The sequence below is a fragment of the Pelomonas sp. V22 genome (assembly GCF_030014915.1).
Taxonomy (GTDB): Bacteria; Pseudomonadota; Gammaproteobacteria; order Burkholderiales; family Burkholderiaceae_C; genus JAUASW01.
Window position 1 is genome coordinate 944,721 of the sequence record NZ_JAGIXS010000001.1, and the last position, 20,003, is coordinate 964,723.

At 67.8% G+C, this 20,003-nt stretch carries 19 protein-coding genes; 8 read left to right on the forward strand and 11 right to left on the reverse strand.

Annotated features, from left to right (window positions below):
* Window positions 1-13: 13 nt before the first annotated feature.
* A complete protein-coding gene (locus J7U46_RS04300) occupies window positions 14-1,651 on the reverse strand; it encodes a TldD/PmbA family protein (protein ID WP_282823595.1) in 1,638 nt (545 codons plus the stop codon).
* Window positions 1,652-1,987: 336 nt separating this feature from the next.
* Here J7U46_RS04300 and J7U46_RS04305 point away from each other — a divergent pair, with 336 nt between their 5' ends.
* Window positions 1,988-2,404: a DoxX family protein gene (locus J7U46_RS04305; RefSeq protein ID WP_282823596.1), complete on the forward strand. Its 417-nt coding sequence runs from the start codon at window positions 1,988-1,990 to the stop codon at window positions 2,402-2,404.
* Window positions 2,405-2,419: 15 nt separating this feature from the next.
* Here the strand turns inward: J7U46_RS04305 and J7U46_RS04310 are convergent, their stop codons facing one another.
* Window positions 2,420-2,617: an oxidoreductase-like domain-containing protein gene (locus J7U46_RS04310; protein WP_282823597.1), complete on the reverse strand. Its 198-nt coding sequence runs from the start codon at window positions 2,615-2,617 to the stop codon at window positions 2,420-2,422.
* A gap of 29 nt (window positions 2,618-2,646) precedes the next feature.
* Window positions 2,647-3,522 (reverse strand): subclass B3 metallo-beta-lactamase, encoded by an 876-nt coding sequence (bla, locus tag J7U46_RS04315; RefSeq protein WP_282823598.1) that lies wholly within the window; start codon window positions 3,520-3,522, stop codon window positions 2,647-2,649.
* Window positions 3,523-3,673: 151 nt separating this feature from the next.
* On the opposite strand from bla, the gene J7U46_RS04320 reads away from it, so the two are divergent.
* The 5 genes from J7U46_RS04320 (at window position 3,674) to J7U46_RS04340 (ending at window position 8,545) form a co-directional block, all read left to right on the forward strand.
* Window positions 3,674-4,021, forward strand: a complete 348-nt coding sequence (locus tag J7U46_RS04320; protein ID WP_282823599.1) for a GntR family transcriptional regulator — start codon at window positions 3,674-3,676, stop codon at window positions 4,019-4,021.
* Window positions 4,022-4,091: 70 nt separating this feature from the next.
* On the forward strand, window positions 4,092-4,988 hold the full coding sequence (locus J7U46_RS04325) for an ABC transporter ATP-binding protein (protein WP_282823600.1): 897 nt from the start codon (window positions 4,092-4,094) through the stop codon (window positions 4,986-4,988).
* Window positions 4,985-5,653: an ABC transporter permease gene (locus tag J7U46_RS04330; RefSeq protein WP_282823601.1), complete on the forward strand. Its 669-nt coding sequence runs from the start codon at window positions 4,985-4,987 to the stop codon at window positions 5,651-5,653. Before J7U46_RS04325 ends, J7U46_RS04330 begins: the two co-directional genes overlap by 4 nt.
* 10 nt (window positions 5,654-5,663) lie before the next feature.
* A complete protein-coding gene (locus J7U46_RS04335) occupies window positions 5,664-7,766 on the forward strand; it encodes an acyltransferase family protein (protein WP_282823602.1) in 2,103 nt (700 codons plus the stop codon).
* On the forward strand, window positions 7,763-8,545 hold the full coding sequence (locus tag J7U46_RS04340) for an ABC transporter permease (RefSeq protein WP_282823603.1): 783 nt from the start codon (window positions 7,763-7,765) through the stop codon (window positions 8,543-8,545). Before J7U46_RS04335 ends, J7U46_RS04340 begins: the two co-directional genes overlap by 4 nt.
* A 13-nt stretch (window positions 8,546-8,558) precedes the next feature.
* Here J7U46_RS04340 and J7U46_RS04345 read toward each other — a convergent pair whose 3' ends face one another.
* The 4 genes from J7U46_RS04345 to J7U46_RS04360 all read right to left on the reverse strand — a co-directional run bounded on the left by J7U46_RS04345 (window position 8,559) and on the right by J7U46_RS04360 (window position 14,138).
* On the reverse strand, window positions 8,559-11,633 hold the full coding sequence (locus J7U46_RS04345; RefSeq protein ID WP_282823604.1) for an efflux RND transporter permease subunit: 3,075 nt from the start codon (window positions 11,631-11,633) through the stop codon (window positions 8,559-8,561).
* Between the two features lie 13 nt (window positions 11,634-11,646).
* Complete coding sequence (locus J7U46_RS04350) at window positions 11,647-12,825, reverse strand: efflux RND transporter periplasmic adaptor subunit (protein WP_282823605.1); 1,179 nt, start codon at window positions 12,823-12,825, stop codon at window positions 11,647-11,649.
* A 66-nt stretch (window positions 12,826-12,891) separates the two neighbouring features.
* A complete protein-coding gene (gene rnhA / locus J7U46_RS04355) occupies window positions 12,892-13,329 on the reverse strand; it encodes a ribonuclease HI (RefSeq protein ID WP_282823606.1) in 438 nt (145 codons plus the stop codon).
* Window positions 13,330-13,349: 20 nt separating this feature from the next.
* Window positions 13,350-14,138 carry a class I SAM-dependent methyltransferase gene (locus J7U46_RS04360; protein WP_282823607.1) on the reverse strand — a complete coding sequence of 263 codons (789 nt, stop codon included), beginning with the start codon at window positions 14,136-14,138 and terminating at the stop codon, window positions 13,350-13,352.
* Between the two features lie 2 nt (window positions 14,139-14,140).
* Between J7U46_RS04360 and gloB the strand changes: the two genes are divergently transcribed.
* Both gloB and J7U46_RS04370 read left to right on the forward strand, forming a co-directional pair.
* Entirely contained in the window at window positions 14,141-14,938 is a 798-nt protein-coding gene (gene gloB / locus J7U46_RS04365; RefSeq protein WP_282823608.1) for a hydroxyacylglutathione hydrolase, read from the forward strand.
* Window positions 14,935-16,524: a transglycosylase SLT domain-containing protein gene (locus tag J7U46_RS04370; RefSeq protein WP_282823609.1), complete on the forward strand. Its 1,590-nt coding sequence runs from the start codon at window positions 14,935-14,937 to the stop codon at window positions 16,522-16,524. The genes gloB and J7U46_RS04370 overlap by 4 nt, the downstream gene beginning before the upstream one ends.
* Here J7U46_RS04370 and J7U46_RS04375 read toward each other — a convergent pair.
* The 4 genes from J7U46_RS04375 to dnaX all read right to left on the reverse strand — a co-directional run bounded on the left by J7U46_RS04375 (window position 16,517) and on the right by dnaX (window position 19,939).
* Window positions 16,517-16,906: an MAPEG family protein gene (locus tag J7U46_RS04375; protein ID WP_282823610.1), complete on the reverse strand. Its 390-nt coding sequence runs from the start codon at window positions 16,904-16,906 to the stop codon at window positions 16,517-16,519. The genes J7U46_RS04370 and J7U46_RS04375 overlap by 8 nt on opposite strands.
* Before the next feature lie 41 nt (window positions 16,907-16,947).
* Window positions 16,948-17,529, reverse strand: a complete 582-nt coding sequence (gene recR, locus J7U46_RS04380) for a recombination mediator RecR (RefSeq protein WP_282823611.1) — start codon at window positions 17,527-17,529, stop codon at window positions 16,948-16,950.
* 83 nt (window positions 17,530-17,612) lie between these two features.
* On the reverse strand, window positions 17,613-17,939 hold the full coding sequence (locus J7U46_RS04385; protein ID WP_282823612.1) for a YbaB/EbfC family nucleoid-associated protein: 327 nt from the start codon (window positions 17,937-17,939) through the stop codon (window positions 17,613-17,615).
* An 11-nt stretch (window positions 17,940-17,950) separates the two neighbouring features.
* Window positions 17,951-19,939, reverse strand: a complete 1,989-nt coding sequence (dnaX, locus tag J7U46_RS04390; RefSeq protein ID WP_282823613.1) for a DNA polymerase III subunit gamma/tau — start codon at window positions 19,937-19,939, stop codon at window positions 17,951-17,953.
* Window positions 19,940-20,003 lie beyond the last annotated feature (64 nt).

Consider the following 20,003-nt stretch of genomic DNA (forward strand, 5'->3'; position numbering starts at 1 on the left):
TCGGGCTCCTGCCTCAGCCGATCTTGCGGGCCGTGTTGATCACGTTCACGCCATTGAAGCGCGTGGTCGAGGAGCCATGCGAGACGGCGCTCGATTGCGAGGGCTGGCCCTTGCCGTCGAAGAAGGAACCGCCCATGCGCCAGTCGCGCTCATCGCAGATGGCGGTGCAGGCGTTCCAGAACTCCGTGGTGTTGCTCTGGTAGGCCACATCCTCCAGCGGCTGGGTGATCTTGCCGTCCTTGATCTCGTAGAACAGCTGGCCGCCGAACTGGAAGTTGTAGCGCTGCTGGTCGATGGAGAAGGAGCCGGCACCGACGATGTAGATGCCCTTCTTGACGTCCTTGATCATCTGGTCGGGCGTTAGGGGCGTCTTGCCCGCAGCCAGCGAGATGTTGGGCATGCGCTGGAACTGCACGCTGCTCCAGCTGTCGGCGTAGGAGCAGCCATGCGAGGCGTTCTCGCCCAGCATGTGGACCTGGTCGCGCGTGGCCTGGTAGTTGACGAGGATGCCGTCCTTGACGATGTCCCAGCGCTTGCAGGCCACGCCTTCGTCGTCGTAGCCCACGGCGCCCAGCGAGCCGGGCACCACCTTGTCGGCAATGATGTTGACGCGCTCGGCGCCGTACTTGAACTTCTTGCTCTGCCACTTGTCCATCGTCGCAAAGCTGGTGCCGGCGAAGTTGGCCTCGTAGCCCAGCACGCGGTCCAGTTCGGTCGGGTGGCCCACCGATTCGTGGATGGTCAGCCACATGTGCTCAGGGCTCAGCACCAGGTCGTACTTGCCCGGCTCCACCGACTTGGCGGTCAGCTTCTCCTTGGCCTGGCGGCCCGAGGCGCGCGCGTCCTCGATCAGGTCGTAGGAATTCTTGTAGAGCGTGGCCACGCCGCCGGCGGCCTGCACCTTGTCTTCGGCCTTGCCGTCCAGGTATTCATAGCCCATGCCCACCGGCGACGAGAGGCCCTGGCGCGAACGGAACTTGCCTGTGGTCTTGTCCACGGCCGTGGCGAACACCGGCATCCAGATGCGGTGCACGTCCTGGTCGATGTAGGAGCCATCGGTCGAGGCGAAGTACTTCTGCTGGTTGACCTGGAACATCACCGACTGCATGAAGCTCGCGCCAGCATCCATGCCGGCCTTGTTGGCGGCGATCAAGAGCTCGGCCTTGTCCTTGATGGGCACGGCGCGCCAGTCCTTCTTGATGGGCGTGGCCCACGAGACCTCGCCCACGCCCTTGACCGGCGCGAGGCGCACCGGCTCGGTCAGCAGCTTGGCATTGGCCTTGGCGATGGCCACGGCCTGGCGCGCGGCATTGGCCACGGCATCGGGCGACATGTCGTTGGTGGCCGCGAAGCCGTAGGCACCCCCGGCGATCACGCGCACGCCGACGCCGGCCGATTCGGTGTTGACCACGTTCTCGACATTGAGGTCGCGCGTGGTGATGAACTGGTTCAGGTAGCGGCCGATGCGCACATCGCAGTAGCTGGCGCCAGCGGCCGTGGCGGCATTCAGCGCCACATCGGCCAGGGTCTTCTTGAGCTTCACCGCCATCGGGCTCAGCAGGTCTTCCGCCGCCACGGCGCGCCCGAACACGGGCAGCAGCAAGGAACCAACGGCCAGGCCGCTGACATTGAGGAAAGAACGGCGTTCCATAGAGGGAATCTCCTGAGACGAAAGCCAAAGAGCCCGGACGAGGGGCACGAAAAACTTCAAATCACCGGGACCAGCGCGAACGGCGGCAACCTTAGCAGCGAAACACCCACGGCAGGCGGGCTCAGCGCAGCGGACGCAATGACAGGCGCACGCATGATGGCGAGGCGCCGAACTGCGCTGGAGTGCCGGATTGCATTGAGGGAGAAGGCCGATTGCGGGCCCCTACAGGATCGGCTAGCCACCCTCGGCACAGAGGGAAAGACCCAGGGCCGGCCCGCTGCCGAGCAAGGCCGGCTCGTGGCAAGCTGTTGGCTTCTCACAGCAAGGACTAACCCTATGAACAACAGCTCCCTGCAAAACCTCGCCCTGCTCATGGGCCGGCTAATGATGGCCTATCTGTTCCTGCCGGCCGGCATTGCCAAGCTGATGGGCTTTGCCGGCACCGTGGGCTACATCACCTCGGTCGGCCTGCCGATGCCGCAGGTGGCAGCGGCCGCTGCGCTGGTGGCGGAGATCGCCGGCGGCATCGCCCTGATCCTCGGCCTTTGCACGCGTTGGGCAGCGCTGGCGCTCGCGCTGTTCACCCTGGTGGCGTCTTTCCTGTTCCATGCCTACTGGGCAGCACCGGCGGATGCGCAAATGATGGTGCAACTGCTCTTCAACAAGAACATCGCCGTGGCCGGCGGGCTCTTCATCCTGGCGGCCTGCGGTGCCGGCGCCTGGAGCTTCGACGCCAAGCGCGGCCGGGGCTGAACTCTCTCGCCGCCACTAGCGGCTGGCGGCGTCCGGCATAGGTTCGGGATGGCGGGCCCGCCAGGCCCGCATCGCCTGACGGTAGGCATCCATCGCCAGGTCATGCAGATCGAAGACGCAGGGATCGCAGCCATTGCCACAGCAGGCATCGAGGTCCGGCTGATGCGGCGGCTGGGGCATGGGGTCTGCGTCCTGGGCAGCTTCGGAGGTCATTGGCAAGGATCGTCCCGCAAGGCCTGAACTCAGGGCTTGGCCTTGGCCTTCTGCTCTTGCACCTGCTGCCGCCAACGCTGCTCCGCCGCATCGGCATAGGCCGCGCAGGTCAAAGGCTTGGGATGCGGCTGGGCAGCGTCGGCATAGTTCCAGCCGCTCTGGTCCGGATGGGGCGTCAGCAGCAGGTCGCAGGGCAGCTTGCGGACGACCTCGGCACTGCGCAGATAGGTTTCCAGCAGCTTGGGATAGGCCGGGTTGCCCGCCAGCTGATAGCCGGGCGCGCTGAGGCTGTCGGCGTACACGGTGCGCACGGCGGCGCCCTTGCGGGTATCGGTCCAGGCCCAGCTCATGCTGCCCGGCGTGTGGCCCGGGGTGAAGGAGACGGTGAACGCCATGCTGCCCAGCTTGACCACCTCGCCGTCTTGCAAGAGGCGGTCGGCCTGCACCGGCGGGAACACGATGTCGTCGCCGAAATGGATGTCGTTGCTGCCGCCTCGCGCCAGCAACACGGCCGACTCGGCATTGCTGATCAGCGGCGCACCGGTGGCTCGCTTGATGGCAGCCAGCGGCCCGGCGTGGTCGGCATGGGCATGGGTGTGCAGGATGTAGCGCAGCTCACCGGGCGCCACGCCCAGCTTCTTCATGTTCGCCAGCAGCAGGCCCGCCACCTGCGGCATGCCACCGTCGATCAGCACCGCACCCTCTGAAGTCTTGACCAGCAAAGCCGTGATGTTGGCCGTGCCGATCTGCCAGACATGGTCGCTGATCTGCAAGGGCTCGATAGGCGTCAGCCAGCTCGGCTGGACCGTGTAGGCCTGCAGTTGCGGCAGCGGCTCGTGGGCCTGGGCGGCCAGGCTGGCCGCAAGCAGCAAGGCGAGAGTGAGCGAGGAGGCGGAGAGGCGCATGAGGAGGTGATTGAGGAGGTGCTTGAAGCTGAGGCCGGCAATTTACCCCCGCCAGGCGGGGGTCACTGCTTGCGAGGGCGAGTCGCCTCGCATACTATGTATATACATTATGCACAGTGGACTGATCATCTCCCAGGCCGACGCCCGGCCGATGTACCTGCAGATCATGGAGCAGATCCGGCTGCGCATTGCCGCGGGCGACTGGCCGGCCGGCAAGGAACTGCCCTCGATCCGGGCGCTGGCGGCCGACCTGCAGGTCAGCGTCATCACCGTCAAGCGTGCCTACCTGGACCTGGAGTCCGAGGGCGTGATCGTCACGCGGCATGGCAAGGGCTCCTTCGTGGCCGATGCGCAGGACCTCGCCATCGGCATGCACCACGCCGAACTCGAAACCCATCTGCGCGCTGCCGCCGGCATCGCCCGCAGCCTCGCCATGAAACCCAGCGAACTGATAGACCGACTGCGCCAAGCGATGCGCGACGAGGAGAAAGCCGAATGAGCACCGCCCGGCCGCCCGTAGGGGCTCACTCCCGCTTGGCGGGACAGCGCGTAGCGCGAAGGGTGCACCAATGAACGCCAAGGCGATCGCGATGAACGGCGTGCGCAAGAGCTTCCGCTTCTTCACGCTGGACGATGTCTCGCTGGAGCTGGAGCATGGCCAGATCATGGGCCTCGTGGGCCCCAATGGCGCCGGCAAGAGCACCACCATCCGGCTGCTGATGGGCTTGCTCGCGCCCGAGGCCGGCGGGATCCGCCTGATGGGCCACGCCATGCCCGACGAGCAGGCCGCCGCCAAGCGCGACGTGGCCTTCGTCAGCGACGACATGCGCCTGTTCCCGCACGCCACGCTGGCCTGGCACATGGACTTCGTCGCGTCCCTCTACCCGGGCTGGGACCCGGCCTATGCCGCCCTCCTCCTCAAGCGCTTCAACCTGCATGCCGCGCAGACGATGAAGAGCCTCTCCAGCGGCGAGCAGGTCAAGGCGCTGCTCTTGCTCGCGCTGGCCCGCCGCCCTCGCCTGCTGGTGCTGGACGAGCCCACCTCCGGCCTCGACCCGGTGGCACGCCATGAGCTGCTGACCGAGCTCATGGACGTGCTGCGCGACGACAGCCGCTCCATCCTCTTCTCCTCGCACAACACGGTGGACGTGGAGCGCATCTCGGACCGCATCACCTTCATCGACCGCGGCCGGGTCGTGGCCGCCAGCGACAAGGAAGATTTCCTGGAGAGCTGGCGCCGCATCCAGTTGCGCCTGCCCGCAGACACGGCCCTGCCGGCCTTTGCCGAGATCGTTCGCAGCGAGCTCGACGGCAGCTTTGCCACGCTCACCACCAACCGCTACTCCGAAGAACTGCTGGCCCGCTTCGGCAACAGCGTGCAGACCGTGCAGCGCATGAGCCTGGAAGAGATCTTCGTCGCCACTGTCATGCACAACCGGGAAGCGCGGGAGGCGCTGGGCCAATGAACACCGTCATGCGCAAGCTCGTGCTCAAGGAGCTCTATCTCTACCGCTGGCTGCTGATCGGCGTCGTGGCTGCAGGCTTTGTGGGGCTCGTGGTCGCTGCAGGTGGCGAGGTCGCGTTCAACGTCGGCTTCCTGCTCTGGATGACGGCCCTGATCGCCCTGGGCGTGATGCTCGCGCTGTTCGGCGTCTCGCAGGAACGCAAGGACCGCGCGCTGCTGTTCGTGATGAGCCTGCCGCTCTCGCCGCGCGACTATGTGCGGGCCAAGCTGCTGGGCCTCCTGCTCTGCTTCTTCATTCCCTGGGCCTTGCTGACGGCCGGTGCGGCCACGCTGATCCTCCTGATGCCCGGCATTCCGGACGGCTTGCTGGTCTACGCCCTGCTGCTGTGCTTCTACCTGCTCCTGAACTATGTGCTGGTGCTCTGTAGCGCCCTGCACGTCAGCTCGGACGCGGGCATGGGCGGCGTGATCATCCTGACCAATATGTCGGTCACGCTGTTCATGATGGGCGTGGGCCGGCTGCCAGAGATCGCGGCCCACATGCTCTCGCCCACACCGGTCTGGAGCCTCAGCTTCTGGCAGGTGCTGGGTGCCGAGATCGGCATCACGCTGCTGCTGCTTTGCCTGCCCCTGTGCTTCGCCGCGCGCCGCCGCGACATCTCCTGAGGAGTCGGCCATGAGCCCTTCGCAAGCCTCAAGTCCCGAGCGGCTGCACGCGCTAGACGCCCTGCGCGGCTTCGCGCTGCTCTTGGGCGTGGCCTTCCACGCCACCTTGTCCTTCCTGCCCGACATGCCCAAGGGGCTCTGGGCCATGAGCGACAACTCGCCGAGCCCCTTCCTGGCCGACGCCGGCTTCGTGGCGCACAGCTTCCGCATGCTGCTGTTCTTCTTCATCGCCGGCTACTTCGCGCGCCTCTTGCATCAGCGAGCCGGCACGGCCGGCTTCTGGGCCAATCGCGGCAAGCGCATCGCGGTGCCGATGATCGTCGGCTGGCTCTTGCTGTTCCCGGCCATCGTCTTCGTCTGGTACCTCGGCCTGCAGAAGGTGTTCAACGGCGCGCCGCCGGCACCACCGGCGATGGGCAAGGAGTTTGGCGCACTGCCGCTGTTCCATCTGTGGTTCCTCTATCAACTGTTGTGGCTTTATGCCGGTGCGCTCTTGATACGCGGCATCGTCGCGAAGCTGGACCCGAATCAGGCGCTGCGGTCGCTGGTGGACAAGGCCGTCGTCACCTCGCTGCGCTGGCCGCTCGGCGCCTTGCTGCTCGGCCTGCCGCTGGTGGCCAGCCTCTTGTCGTTGCCGATGTGGTTCCCGTGGCTTGGCATTCCAACGCCGGACCAGACGCTCGTGCCACAGCTGCCGGCCACGGTCGGCTTCGGCACCGCCTTCGCATTCGGCTGGCTGGTGCATCGCTCCAACGGCGCACTGCAAGCGCTCACGGCGCGCTGGCTGCCGCATCTGCTGCTGGCGATCACCGCCTCGGCGGTCTGCCTTTACCTGATGAAGACGCAGCCGCTGATGGCGATGCCCCAGAACATGAAGATCACCTTCGCGCTGGCCTATGGCGTGTCGGCTTGGGGCTGGACATTCGCCCTCACCGGCCTCGCGCTGCGTTTCCTCCCAAGCCACAGCCCCGTGCGCCGCTATGTCGCAGATGCCTCGTACTGGATCTATCTCGCGCATCTGCCCGTGGTGGTCGCGCTGCAGGTCTGGGTCGGTGACTGGCCCTTGCACTGGAGCCTGAAGTTCCCCTTCGTCGTGCTCGTGAGCCTCGGCTTGCTGTTCCTGAGCTATCACTACCTCGTGCGAAGGACCGTCATCGGCAAGGTCTTGAATGGCAAGGTCTACCCACGCCACGCGGCGGCCGCGACAACAGTACCCATCGAGCCAAGCGGCGATGTCGTCGCCTCCTTGTGCGCCGTGTCCAAGCGCTACGGCGCCCTCGAAGCGCTGAGCAGCGTGGACCTGGAACTCAAGCGCGGTGAGCTGCTCGCGCTGCTGGGCCCCAACGGCGCCGGAAAGTCCACCGCGATCTCGCTGTGGCTGGGTCTGAATGATGCCGATACCGGCGTGGTGCAACTGCTCGGTGGCTCGCCGCAAGACATAGAGCAACGCCGCGGCCTCGGCGTGATGATGCAGGACGTGGAGCTGCCCAAGGACCTGAAGGTGCGCGAGCTGGTCGGGCTCTCGGCCAGCTACTACGACGACGCCATGAGCGTCGATGAGGCCCTGCAGCGCGTCGGCATCACGGCCTTGGCCAAGCGCCCCTACGGCAAGCTTTCAGGCGGGCAGAAGCGGCAGGTCCAGTTCGCCATCGCGATCTGCGGCCGGCCCAAGGTGCTGTTCCTGGACGAGCCCACGGTTGGCCTCGACGTCCAGGCGCGCGAAGCCTTGTGGAACAACATCCGCGCCCTGCTGCGCGAAGGCTGCTCCATCCTGCTCACCACCCACTACCTCGAAGAAGCAGAATCGCTGGCAACTCGCGTTGCGGTGCTGGGCAAGGGCCGCGTCATCGCCTCGGGCAGCGTGGAGGAAATGCGCTCGCTGGTCTCGCGCCGCCACATCTCCTGCCAGACCACGCTGGGCGCCGCCGAAGTTCGGACCTGGCCAGGCGTGGTCGAGGCTACGGCAGACGAGGACAAGCTCGCCATCGTGGCGACCGATGCTGAAACGGTGGTGCGCCGGCTGCTCGCCGCCGACGCCCAGCTCGCCCGCCTCGAAGTGAGGCAGGCCGGGCTCAACGATGCCTTCACCGTGCTGACCCAGGAGGCCGCATGAACACAATGACCCAGGCCATGCCGATGCCCGTTCATCGCCGGCCAAGCGCCTATGCCTTCGAGATCCGCCTGGAGCTCGTGCGGCTGCTGCGCTCGCCCGCTTTCGCCCTGCCTGTGTTGCTCTTGCCGGTGGCCTTCTACTTGCTCTTCGCCTTTGCCGTGGCCGGCGAGATGGTGGCCAAGGACCCCGACGCCGGCCGCTACATGTTTGCCGGCTTCTCGCTGATGGCGGTGACGATGGCAGCGCTCTTCGCCACCTGCCCGCTGCTGGCGCAGGAGCGCGAGCAAGGCCTGCTGACCCTCAAGCGCGCTCAGCCTGCACCGCCCGGCGCCTGGCTGGCCGGCAAGCTGGTGGCCGGCGTGGTGTGCGGCGTGCTGGCCTACCTGCCTATCCTGATCGTTGCGGCTGCGACCGGCCAGGCGCATCTGAGCGGCTCGCAGCTGACGGCCATGAGCGCCGTGCTCGTCGCCGGCACGCTGCCCTTCTGCGCGCTCGGCGTGATGCTCGGCTCCCTGGTCAGCGGCACGGCCGCGCCGGCCTATGCCAACCTGATCTACCTGCCGGGGCTCTACCTGTCGGGCGTGTTCTTCCCGCTGCCCAAGTCCATGCACTTCCAGGTGCCGGTCTGGCCGCAGTTCCACCTGGACCAGCTCGTCTTCGCAGCCGGCGGGGTGGACAAGTTCCGCTTCATCCCGCCCGAGATCGCCGCCGCCGTGCTGCTCGGGTTCACGGTGCTGTGCAGCGGCGTGGCGATCTACCGGCTGAAGCGCAAGGGCTGAAGAAGCCGGGCTGTCAGTCGCCGGCAGCGCTACTCGCGAGCGCCGGTGTCGTGATCTCGCCCGGCACGCGCTTGCGAGCGAACAGGGTGTACATCGTCGGCACGACGAAGATGGTGAGCAGCGTGCCCACGCTCATGCCACCGACGATGACCCAGCCGATCTGCTGGCGGCTCTCCGCGCCAGCGCCGGTGGCCAGGGCCAGCGGCACGGCGCCGAGCACCATGGCGCCGGTGGTCATCAGGATGGGGCGCAGCCGCAGCGTGGCCGCCTCGACCACGGCTTCAGTGACCGTGCGGCCCTGCTGGCGCAGCTGGTTGCTGAACTCGACGATCAGGATGCCGTGCTTGGTGATCAGGCCCACGAGCGTGATCAGGCCGATCTGCGAATAGACGTTCAGCGTGCCGCCCGCCCATTGCAAGGCCGCCAGCGCGCCGACCATCGACAGCGGCACCGACAGCATGATCACGAAGGGGTCGATGAAGCTCTCGAACTGCGCCGACAGCACCAGGAAGATGAACAGCAGTGCCAGCACGAAGACGAGGCCCAGCGCGCCACTGGCCGCGCGGAATTCGCGGCTCACGCCGTTCAACTCGGTCGAGTAGCCGACCGGCAGGATCTTGCGCGCCGTGGCATCGAGGAAGGCCAGCGCTTCGCCGGTGGAATAACCCGGCGCCAGGTTGGCCGTGACCGAGACCGAGCGGCGCTGGTTGAAGTGGTTCAGCTCGCGCGGGCTCACGGCCTCACGCACCTTCACGAGGCTGGACAGCGGCACCATGGTGTCGTTGCGGCCACGCACGAAGAGGCGCTCGATCTGCCGGGGCGTGACGCGGCCGGCGGCCTCGGTCTGCACCATCACGTCGTACTGCTCGGCGTCGCGCTTGTAGCGCGTCACCACGCGGCTGCCCAGCATGGTCTCGACCGTGCGCGCCACGGTTTCCACGGCCACGCCCAGATCGGCCGCGCGCTCGCGATCGACGTCCATGAAGATCTCGGGCTTGTTCAGGCGCAGGTCGGTGTCGGGCAGCACGAAGCCGGGGTTCTTGGCCAGCTCGGCCATGAACTGCTGCGTCACCTTGGCCAGGTTCTCGTAGCTGTCGCCGGTCACCAGCACATAGTTGATCGGCCGCTCACGGAAGCCCTGGCCCAGGCTCGAAGGCGTGATCGGGAAGGCCTGCACACCCGGCAGTGCGCCCATCTGCGGCAAGAGCGCGCGCGCCAGCTCGGGCGTCGAGCGCTTGCGTTCGGCCCAGTCCACGGTGCGCATGATGGCCGTGGCCTGCGAGACATTGCCGCCGCCGAGGAAGAAGAAACGGCGGTCGAACTCGGGGTAGCCGGCCGTGATCTTGTCGATGGCGTCGAGGTAGCGGGCGGTGAACTCCAGCGTCGCACCGTCCGGCGCGTTTACCGGCATGATGATCACGCCCCGATCCTCCAGCGGCGCCAGCTCCGACTTGGCCTGCGTGAACAGCCACCAGCTGCCGCCACCACAGGCCAGCATCACCAGCACCACGATCCAGCGCTGGGCCAGCGCCGCGCGCAGCAGGCCGGCATAGCGGTCGCCGATCCAGACCAGCACCGCCTCCACGCCACGGTCGAAGCGATTGGGCTTGGGGTTGTGGCGCAACAGCTTGCTGCACATCATCGGCGTGAGCGTCAGCGCGACGAAGCCCGAGACCACGACCGCGCCCGCCAGCGTCAGCGCGAACTCGACGAACAGCCGCCCGGTGCGGCCCGGCGTGAAGGCCAGCGGCGCGAACACGGCGGCCAGCGTCAGCGTCATGGCCAGCACGGCGAAGGCGATTTCCTTGGCACCCTTCAACGCTGCCTGGAAGGGCTGCATGCCCTCCTCGATGTGGCGGTAGATGTTCTCCAGCACCACGATGGCGTCGTCCACCACGAGGCCGATGGCCAGAACCAGGGCCAGCAGAGTCAAGGTGTTGATCGTGAAGCCGGCGGCCGCCATCAGCGCGAAGCTGCCGATCAGGCTGATCGGGATGGTCACCAGCGGAATCACCGAGGCGCGCAGCGTGCGCAGGAACACGAAGACCACCAGGGCCACCAGCACCACAGCCTCGGCGATGGTGGCGTAGACGGCCGAGATCGAACGGGCGATGAAGATGGAGTTGTCGTTGGCCAGGCGCACCGTGAGGCCCGGGGGCAGGTCTTGCCTCAAGGCAGGCAGCAGCGCATTGACACCGCCCGCCACATCGAGCGGATTGGCCGTGGCCTGGCGTATCACGCCGAGGGCCACCGCCGGCACGCCGTTGAAGCGCACGCGCGAGCGCTCGCTGACGGCGGCCTCCTCGATGCGGGCCACGTCCTTGAGCTTGACGCTGAAGCCACTCGTGGACTTGAGCACCACCTCGCCGAACTGGGCCGGCGTGTTGAGGTCGGTGCGCGAGGTGACATTGAACTCGCGCTGCTGGCTCTCGATGCGGCCGGCCGGCACCTCGAGGTTCTGCTTGCGCAGCGCGTCTTCCACGTCCTGCACGGTGAGGCGCAGCGCGGCCAGGCGGTCGGCATCGAGCCAGATGCGCATCGCGTAGCGGCGGTCCCCACCGAACTGCACGTCCGCCACGCCGGGAATGGTCTGCAGGCGAGGCCGCACGACACGGTTCACCAGGTCGGTGATCTGCAGCGGGTCCAGCGTCTCGCTGCTGAAGGCGATCCAGATCGTCGGCGAGGCATCGGCCTCGACCTTGGACACCACCGGCTCGTCCACCGCCGTGGGCAGGCGGCCGCGCACGCGGGCCACGCGGTCGCGCACGTCGGCGGCCGCATCGTCGGGGTTCTTCTCGAGCTTGAAGCGCACGCTGATCTGGCTGGACTCGGAGCGCGAGAACGAGGTCACCACGTCCACGCCGTCGATGCCCGAGATCGAGTCTTCCAGCGGCTTGGTGACCTGGCCTTCGATCACCTCGCTGGAGGCGCCCACGAGGCGGGTGCTGACCGTGACCACCGGCTCGTCGATGCGCGGGTACTCGCGCAGCGAGAGCTTGTTGAACGACACCAGGCCCACGAGCAGCAGCACCAGGGACATCACGGTCGCGAAGACCGGACGGCGGATCGAGATTTCTGAGAGGCGCATGGCGGCCGCTCCTTCAGCGCAGGGCGGTGGACGGCGCCGGACCGGCCGGGCCGCCGCTGGCGACCTCCACCGCCTTGAGCGGCTGGCCATCGCCCCGGTTCAGCCGCGCATGGCCGGCCGTCACCACCTGGTCGCCCTGCTTGACGCCACCGAGCAACTCCACGCGGCCGGGCTGGCGCAGGCCGAGCTTGGCCTCGATCTTCTGAGCGACCAGGCCATTCGGGCTCTCGACCGCCTTGATCACGAACTGCTTGCCGCCCTGCGGCACCAGGGCCTCCTCGGGCACCATCAGGGCCTGCTGGCGCGCCGCGAAGACGAGGCGCACGCGGGCGAACAGGCCGGAGCGCAGGCTGCTCGTGTTGCCGTTCAGGCGGGCGCGCACCAGCAGCGAGCGGCCGTTGACATCCAGCAGCGCGTCGCTGGCCTCGACTTGCGCCTTCAGCTGCTGGCCGGGCAAGGCATCAAGCGACACCTCGACCGGCTGGCCCCGGCGCAGGCGCGGCACATCGCGCTCGGGCAGGCGGAAGTCCACCCACATCACGGAGGCGTCTTCCAGGCTCACGAGCTCGGCGCCATCCTTCACGTAGTCGCCGAGGTTCACGGTGCGGATGCCGGCCACGCCGTCGAACGGCGCCAGCAGGCGCATGCGTTCCAACTGGGCGCGGCTCAGCGCCACCTGGGCATCGGCCACCTGCAAGGCGGCCTGGGCCTGGTCGACCACGCTGGCGGACACGAAGCTCTGCGCCAGCAGCTCGCGGTTGCGCTGCAGCTGGGTGCGGGCGATGGCGGCCTGCGCCTCGGCCTGCTGCAATTGCGCGGCCTGCAGGCTGTCGTCCAGCTGAATCAGCACCTGGCCCTTGCGCACGCGCTGGCCATCGGCAAAACCGATCTTCACCACGCGGCCGCTGACCTCGGGCTTGAGCAGCACCGACTGCTGGGCGCGCAGTGTGCCCACGGCCTGGGTGTCGTCTTCCAGCGCCATGGACTGAACCCGGCCCAGCTCCACCGTGACCGGGCCGCCGGCCGCTGGGGCCGACGCTGCCTTGGCCGAGCCCGCCACTTCGGCGGTCGCCGAAGGCGTGCGGTGCTGCCACCACCAGGCACCGGCGCTGAGAGCCGCCAGGGCGGCAATGGCGATCAAGGGCGTGGCGCTGATGCGGCCGCCCTCTTTGACTTCATTGATTGGGGTCATGCTTGTCTCCAGCGCGCACTGTAGCGACTGCCGCAAGCCATGACTTCAGTGATGGGCGCTGCGCAATCAGGCCGCGTTTACACCCCTGTTGGCCAGCGCATCGGCGCGCTCATTGCCCGGGTCGCCGGCATGGCCCTTGACCCAGCGCCATTCGACCTCGTGCAGCTTGCACAGCGCCTCCAGGCGCTGCCACAGCTCCACGTTCTTGACCGGCTTGCCATCGGCCGTCTTCCAGCCCCGGCGCTGCCAGCCCGAGATCCACTCGGTCATGCCCTTGCGCACGTACTCGCTGTCGGTATAGATCGTGATCTTGCAGGCCCGCTTGAGCGAGGCCAGCGCCTCGATGGGGGCCGTCAGCTCCATGCGGTTGTTGGTGGTGCTGGCCTCGCCGCCCCACAATTCCTTCTCATGCCCGGCCGACGACAGCCAGGCCCCCCAGCCGCCACGGCCAGGGTTGCCCTTGCACGCACCGTCGGTATAGATCACCACGACGGGCTTGGGCATGGGAACAGATTTGGATTCGCTCATCGATGCTTCTGTGTTTGTTGTTGGTGTGTGTGATGCCCGACCTGGGTCACGACGGCCGGCGCCGCCTGGGCCGCCCGCTTGCTGCGCTTGGCCAGGCCGATGAGGCGCATGCCATGGACCCGCTTGACCGCCACAACGAAATAAACCGCACCCAGCACCGGCCACCAGCGCTGACCGATGCGCTCGATCCAGGACCAGCGCTGCAGCCATTTGTCGCTGCGCAGCGGTGGCGCATAGCCGCCGAACTGCGCCGCCTCGACCTCGAAGCTCAAGAGCCGCAACCAGTCGCGCAGCCGCCAATAGCCAATGAAGTCGCCGGTGCGCGGCATGAAGAGCCGGTGCCTGGCGCCGAACAGCCGGCCAAGATTCTGCCGCAAGCCCCAGAGGCTGGCGGGATTGAAGCCGTTGATGACGACCCGGCCTTCGGGCCGCAGCACCCGCTCCACCTCGCGCAGCGTGCGGTGCGGATCGCGCGCCAGCTCCAGCGCATGCGGCAGCACGATCAGGTCCAGGCTGTTCGATTCGAAAGGCAGGGCATCGAAATCGCAGCGCAGCACCACGCGGGCCGCCGGCCGCTGCTCCTGGCCGTCCTGCGCCAGCCAGCGCTGCGGCATGCGGTTGGCGCGCAGCGCGTCCAGCTCGGGCAGGCCGAGCTGCAGCGCATGGAAGCCGAAACGGTCCGCCACGGCCGCGTCCAGGCGCAGCTGTTCCCAGGCGAGCAGATAGCGCCCCGGCGGGGTCTGCAGCCAGTCGGCCAACTCTACAATCGAGGCATCACGCGTCATTCATGAAACTCGTCGCCCTGCCCGCTTTCTCGGACAACTACATCTGGATGCTCCACGATGGGGTCGAAGCCCTCGTGGTCGATCCGGGCGACGCAGCACCCGTGCTGTCGGCACTCGCCGACCAAGGCCTGCGCCTCGCGGGCATTCTAGTGACCCATCACCATGCCGATCACGTCGGCGGCCTGGCGGCGCTGCGGCCGCACGTGCAGGGGGCCATCAGCGGCACCGGCACCGAAGGCATCAGCGGGCTGGACCGGCACGTGGCCGAGGGCGACACCGTCGAACTGCTGGGCCAGCGCTTCGAGGTGATCGAGGTGCCGGGCCACACAGCAGGCCACATCGCCTTCTTTTTGCGCCAGCCCTCCGACGGCTCGGCACCGATTCTTTTCTGTGGCGACACGCTGTTCTCCGGCGGCTGCGGCCGTTTGTTCGAGGGCACGCCGGCACAGATGCTGGCCTCGCTGGACAAGCTGGCCGCCCTGCCGGGCGAGACGCGCGTCTGCTGCGCCCATGAATACACGCTGTCCAACCTGCGCTTTGCAGAGGCCGTGGACGCTGGCAATGCCGAGCTGGCGGCCTACGTCGCCCGGTGCCAGGTCTTGCGCGAGCAGCAGCTGCCCACGCTGCCCTCCAGCATCGCCACCGAGCGGCAGATCAATCCATTTCTGCGCAGCAGCGAGCCGGCCCTGCAAGCCAGCGCCCGGCTGCACGCCTCCACCTCCTCCACACCCCTTGCCGCCGACGCTGATCGCGTCGCGGTGTTCGCCACCTTGCGGCAATGGAAGAACGAATTCAGATGAAGCACCTGCCCGACTTGAAGCTGCGCCCGCTGCTGCTCGCCCTCTCTGCAACTTTCCTGAGCGCCTGCGCCAGCCTGCCCACGCCGCCGGCCGAGGTACCGGCACCGGTGCTGGCTGAGCCCACGCCCGTGGCCCCGCCGCCGGCGCCGGCCGTGGTCGCCCCAGTGGCCATCGAGCCCGCTGCCAAGCCCGACACCACGCTGCTGCAGGACAGCCTGAATCCCGATCGCAAGATCGACCTCAATGCCCCCATCGCCCATGCCGACCTGTGGGAGCGGGTGCGCAAGGGCTTTGCCATGCCCGAGTTGGACAACGAAGGCGTGCGCCGCGCCGAAGCCTGGTACAGCGCGCGGCCCGACTACGTGGACCGCATGACCGAGCGCGGCAGCCGCTACATGTTCCACATCCTGGAGGAGCTGGAGAAGCGCGGCATGCCGTCCGAACTGGCCCTGCTGCCCTTCGTCGAGAGCGCCTTCGTGACGGACGCCAAGTCGCGCGCCAAGGCCGTGGGCATGTGGCAGTTCATGCCGGCCACCGGCCGCGACTTCGCGCTGAAGCAGAACATCTTCCGCGACGACCGCCGCGACGTGCTGGCCTCGACCCGCGCCGCGCTGGACTACCTCGGCCGCCTGTACAAGCAGTTTGGCGACTGGCATCTGGCGCTGGCGGCCTACAACTGGGGCCAGGGCAATGTGGCCAAGGCGATTGCGCGCAATGAGAAGGCCGGCCTGCCGACTGACTACGACAGCATCAAGATGCCGGACGAGACGCGCTACTACATCCCCAAGCTGCAGGCGGTGAAGAACATCGTGCTCGATCCGACGCGCTTCTCGCTGAGCCTGCCGCCGGTGGCCAACCATCCGTACTTCCTCAGCGTCAACATCGACCGCGACATCGACGTGGACCTGGCCGCGCGCCTGGCCGGCATGGAGATCGACGACTTCAAGCTGTTCAATCCGCAGATGAACAAGCCGGTGATCCTGGCCAATGCCACGGCCCAGCTGCTGCTGCCCTACGACAACGCTGGCCGCTTCGTCACCAACCTCGCCTCGCACCGCGGCCAGATGGCCAGCTGGACCGCCTGGGTCGTCCCGAAGACGATGAAGCCGGCCGATGCGGCCAAGCAGGTCGGCATGACGGAAGCGCTGCTGCGCGACATCAACAAGATCCCGCCCAAGATGCTGGTCAAGGGCGGCTCCACCCTGCTGGTGCCACGCACCGCCAAGCGCGACCAGGACGTCTCCGAGCACCTGGCCGACAACGCCAGCATCAACCTCGCGCCCGATGTGCCGCCGCTCAAGCGCGTGACGCACAAGACCGGCAAGGGCGAGAGCGTGACCACGGTGGCGGCTCGCTACAAGGTGAGCACGGCCCAGGTGGCGCAGTGGAACAAGGTCTCGAACAAGGCCTCGTTCAAGCCGGGCCAGGTGGTGGTGCTCTTCCTGAACCCGGCCCAGGCGGCGGCGCCTCAGCGGGTGGCGAGCAACGCCAAGCCGGCGCAGAAACCGGCGGCTCGCTCACCGGTCAAGCCGGCGCCAGCGCGTGTGGCTTCAGCAAAACCTGCCGGCCAGCCGCAGATCAGATGAAGAACAGGGCCACGCTGATCGCGAGGCCCACAGCCCAGACCAGCGAACGCAGGCTCGGCTGGTCGCTGAGGTAGAAATAGATGTAGGCGATGCGGACCATCACGAAGCTGATGGCCAGACCATCGACACGCCCCTGGGCGGTGCCCATCTGCTGAGCCGCCAGCACACCGGCAATGAACAGCGGCAGCGCTTCGAAGCCATTGGCCTGCGCCGCATTGGCGCGCGCCTGCCAGCCTTCCAGATTGGCCAGCCAGCTGCGCGGGTTGTGGTTATCAAAGCCGCCATCGCGGCGGCGCTTGCCATAGCCCTTGGACTTGGCCAGGGCCGCACTGAGAACAGGCAGCAGGCAGGCGGCAATGAGGCAGTAGTTGGCCAAGGTCACGGGGTAACTCCTTGTCGGCTTCCAGCAATTTCTTGCGATTCTTAGCGACGATCGACCAGCGCATGGGCGATGGTGCCCAGGTCCACATACTCCAGCTCGCTGCCCACCGGCACGCCGCGCGCGAGCCGTGTGGCCCGCACCTGGCGCGAACGCAAGGCCTCCCCGAGCACATGGGCCGTGGCTTCGCCCTCGGCGGTGAAGCTCGTGGCGAGGATCACCTCCTCGACCCGGCCATCCTGGGCCCGCGCGAGCAACTGCTCGGCGCCGATCTGGCGCGCGCCAATGCCGTCCAGCGGGCTCACGCGACCGAGCAGCACGAAGTAATAACCCCGAAATGAGCCGGTTCGCTCCAGCGCCGCCTGGTCAGCCGGCGTCTCCACCACGCAGAGCAGGCGCGCATCGCGTTGCTCATCGGCGCAGATGGGGCACAGCGCCGCCTCACTGAAGGTGTGGCAGCGCTCGCAATGGCCGATGTCGGCAGCCGCCCCGGCCAAGGCCTTGGCCAGCACCTGCGCCCCCTCGCGGTCATGCTGCAAGAGGTGGTAGGCCATGCGCTGGGCCGATTTCTGGCCCACGCTGGGCAGGCGCCGCAGCGCCTCGATCAGTGCTTCAAGAGCGGTCACACGGCCTTCCGCAGGGCCGCCCCAAGGAAGGCCGACGCCCCCTCGGGGGGCAGCGAATGAAATTCGCGTGGGGGCTTCATCCTTCAGAAAGGGAATTTCATTCCACCAGGCAAGGGCATGCCGGCGGTCAGCTTGCCCATCTTGGCGCTGCTGACCTCTTCGGCGCGGCGCAGGCCGTCGTTGAAGGCGGCGGCGACCAGGTCCTCGAGCATGTCCTTGTCGTCGGCCAGCAGGCTCGGGTCGATGCTGACGCGCTTGACCTCGTGCTTGCAGGTCATCTGGATCTTCACCAGGCCCGAACCCGACTGGCCCTCGACCTCGATGGTGGCGAGTTCGTCCTGGGCTTTCTTCAGGTTGTCCTGCATCGCCTGGGCCTGCTTCATCAGGCCGGCGAGTTGGTTCTTCATCATGGTCGTATCTCCTAGGAATTCAGCGGTTTGATCGACCCGGGCACGATGCGTGCCGTGCGGAACTGCTTCATCAGCTGCAGCACCTGCGGGTCTTGAAGAATGATTTGTTCGGCCGCCCGCTGGCGGGCCTGCGAGGCCGCGAGCTCGCGCAGCGCGGGCGAATCGGTGGCCACGCCAGCTTCCAGTGCCACTTGCTGCGGCGAGCCGAGGGCAGCGCTGAGCGCGGCCTGCAATTTGTCCTGCAGGGCTGGTTGGCGCAGCGACTCGCGCTCGACGCGCAAGCGCCAGACGCCGCCCTGCTCGCCGAGGCACTGGGCCTGCATGGCCAGCTCGCGGGCAAGCGCGGTCAGCCCGAGGTCCTTGACCAGCAGATGCCAGCGCTCGCCCTCGGGTGTGGGCTGCAGTTCAGGCTCGTTGCCGGCGGTCGAGGCATAGGTCTTGGCGCTGGGCGCAGGCGCTGAAGTCGCCTCGGCAAAAGGGCGCCCCTCATCGTCAGCCATGGGCGCGTCGTCCAGCCAGGGCGGCGGCTCGTCGCCAGCGGCCTCGATTTCAGGCTCGGGCTCGGCATGGACCACCGGGCGCGGGCGCAGGCGGGCGCTGGGGCCATCGGACTCCACAGCGGCCGGCTTGGCGATCATCGGCGCTGGTGTCGGGGTCGGGGTGGATGCCGGCGCAGCCACGGGCGCCGCGGTCGAGGCCAGGGTCGGCGCTTGAGCGATGACGGGCTCGGCGGCCGCAACTGGCTGGAACTGCGGCTGCGGCTTGGGCTCCTCAACGCTCAGCACGGTGACCGGCGGCGCAGGCGCCACCGGCACCGCCGCCACGGCCGCTGCACCGCGCAGCAGCGGCGCACTCGCGGGCCGGGCTGCGCCGGCAGTCTCGCCACGCGGCAGCTGCAGGCCACCGGGCCGGAAGGCCAGCATGCGCAGCAGCACCATCAGGAGGCCGGCGTATTCATCGGGCGAGAGGCCCAGCTCGGCACGGCCGTGCAGGGCCATGCTGTACATCAGCTGCACCTCGTCGGCCGGCAGTGCGGCGGCGAGGCGGCGCGCTTCGGCACTGTCCGGGTCGGCCTCGTCCAGCGCGGCCGGCGCGGCCTGCGCCACGGCGATCTGCTGCAAGAGGCTGGCCAGGTCTTCCAGCGTGCCCGCGGCCGAGAGGCCGAGGTCGCGCAGGGCATCGGCCTGGGCCACGACGTCGGGGCCGCTCGCGGCCACCAGGGCATCGAGGATGGCGACCACATGGCCGCGGTCCACCGTGCCCAGCATCTGGCGCACGCCGGCCTCGGCCAGGCTGCCCGCGCCGAAAGCGATGGCCTGGTCGGTCAGCGACAGCGCGTCGCGCATCGAGCCCCGTGCAGCGCGGGCCAGCAGGCGCAGCGCGCCGGGCTCGGCCGCCACGTTCTCGGCCTGCAGCACGCTGGTCAGGTGCGAGAGCACGGTCTGCGGCGCCATCGGGCGCAGATTGAACTGCAGGCAGCGCGAAAGCACGGTGACCGGCACCTTCTGCGGATCGGTCGTGGCCAGCACGAACTTCAGGTACTCGGGCGGCTCCTCCAGCGTCTTCAGCATGGCGTTGAAGGCGGTGTTCGAGAGCATGTGGACTTCGTCGATCATGTAGACCTTGAAGCGCCCCACCACCGGCTTGTAGACCGCCTGGTCCAGCAGCTGCGAGATTTCCTCGACGCCGCGGTTGGAGGCGGCATCAAGCTCCACGTAATCGACGAAACGGCCGGCATCGATATCCCGGCAGGCCTCGCACACGCCGCAGGGGTGTGCCGTGATCGTGCCCTGCCCATCGGCGCCGGTGCAATTCAAGCTCTTGGCCAGGATGCGCGACACCGTGGTCTTGCCCACGCCCCGGGTGCCGGTGAACAAATAGGCATGGTGCAGCCGCTGCTGCGTGAGCGCATTGGCCAGGGCCTGCACCACATGCTCTTGGCCCCGCAGCTCTTCGAAACTGCGGGGGCGATATTTCCGCGCCAGAACCTGGTAACTCATGAAGGCATTCTATGTGCCCCTCGCCCAGGCCCCCGGGCTGCGCCCGGGGGCTGGTCGGTCCCCC

Excerpts from the sequence above, each read along its gene's own strand:
- J7U46_RS04300 (WP_282823595.1), bottom strand. The coding sequence starts at position 1,651 with ATGGAACGCCGTTCTTTCCTCAATGTCAGCGGCCTGGCCGTTGGTTCC.
- J7U46_RS04305 (WP_282823596.1), top strand. The coding sequence starts at position 1,988 with ATGAACAACAGCTCCCTGCAAAACCTCGCCCTGCTCATGGGCCGGCTA.
- J7U46_RS04310 (WP_282823597.1), bottom strand. The coding sequence starts at position 2,617 with ATGACCTCCGAAGCTGCCCAGGACGCAGACCCCATGCCCCAGCCGCCG.
- bla (WP_282823598.1), bottom strand. The coding sequence starts at position 3,522 with ATGCGCCTCTCCGCCTCCTCGCTCACTCTCGCCTTGCTGCTTGCGGCC.
- J7U46_RS04320 (WP_282823599.1), top strand. The coding sequence starts at position 3,674 with ATGTACCTGCAGATCATGGAGCAGATCCGGCTGCGCATTGCCGCGGGC.
- J7U46_RS04325 (WP_282823600.1), top strand. The coding sequence starts at position 4,092 with ATGAACGCCAAGGCGATCGCGATGAACGGCGTGCGCAAGAGCTTCCGC.
- J7U46_RS04330 (WP_282823601.1), top strand. The coding sequence starts at position 4,985 with ATGAACACCGTCATGCGCAAGCTCGTGCTCAAGGAGCTCTATCTCTAC.
- J7U46_RS04335 (WP_282823602.1), top strand. The coding sequence starts at position 5,664 with ATGAGCCCTTCGCAAGCCTCAAGTCCCGAGCGGCTGCACGCGCTAGAC.
- J7U46_RS04340 (WP_282823603.1), top strand. The coding sequence starts at position 7,763 with ATGAACACAATGACCCAGGCCATGCCGATGCCCGTTCATCGCCGGCCA.
- J7U46_RS04345 (WP_282823604.1), bottom strand. The coding sequence starts at position 11,633 with ATGCGCCTCTCAGAAATCTCGATCCGCCGTCCGGTCTTCGCGACCGTG.
- J7U46_RS04350 (WP_282823605.1), bottom strand. The coding sequence starts at position 12,825 with ATGACCCCAATCAATGAAGTCAAAGAGGGCGGCCGCATCAGCGCCACG.
- rnhA (WP_282823606.1), bottom strand. The coding sequence starts at position 13,329 with ATGCCCAAGCCCGTCGTGGTGATCTATACCGACGGTGCGTGCAAGGGC.
- J7U46_RS04360 (WP_282823607.1), bottom strand. The coding sequence starts at position 14,138 with ATGACGCGTGATGCCTCGATTGTAGAGTTGGCCGACTGGCTGCAGACC.
- gloB (WP_282823608.1), top strand. The coding sequence starts at position 14,141 with ATGAAACTCGTCGCCCTGCCCGCTTTCTCGGACAACTACATCTGGATG.
- J7U46_RS04370 (WP_282823609.1), top strand. The coding sequence starts at position 14,935 with ATGAAGCACCTGCCCGACTTGAAGCTGCGCCCGCTGCTGCTCGCCCTC.
- J7U46_RS04385 (WP_282823612.1), bottom strand. The coding sequence starts at position 17,939 with ATGATGAAGAACCAACTCGCCGGCCTGATGAAGCAGGCCCAGGCGATG.
- dnaX (WP_282823613.1), bottom strand. The coding sequence starts at position 19,939 with ATGAGTTACCAGGTTCTGGCGCGGAAATATCGCCCCCGCAGTTTCGAA.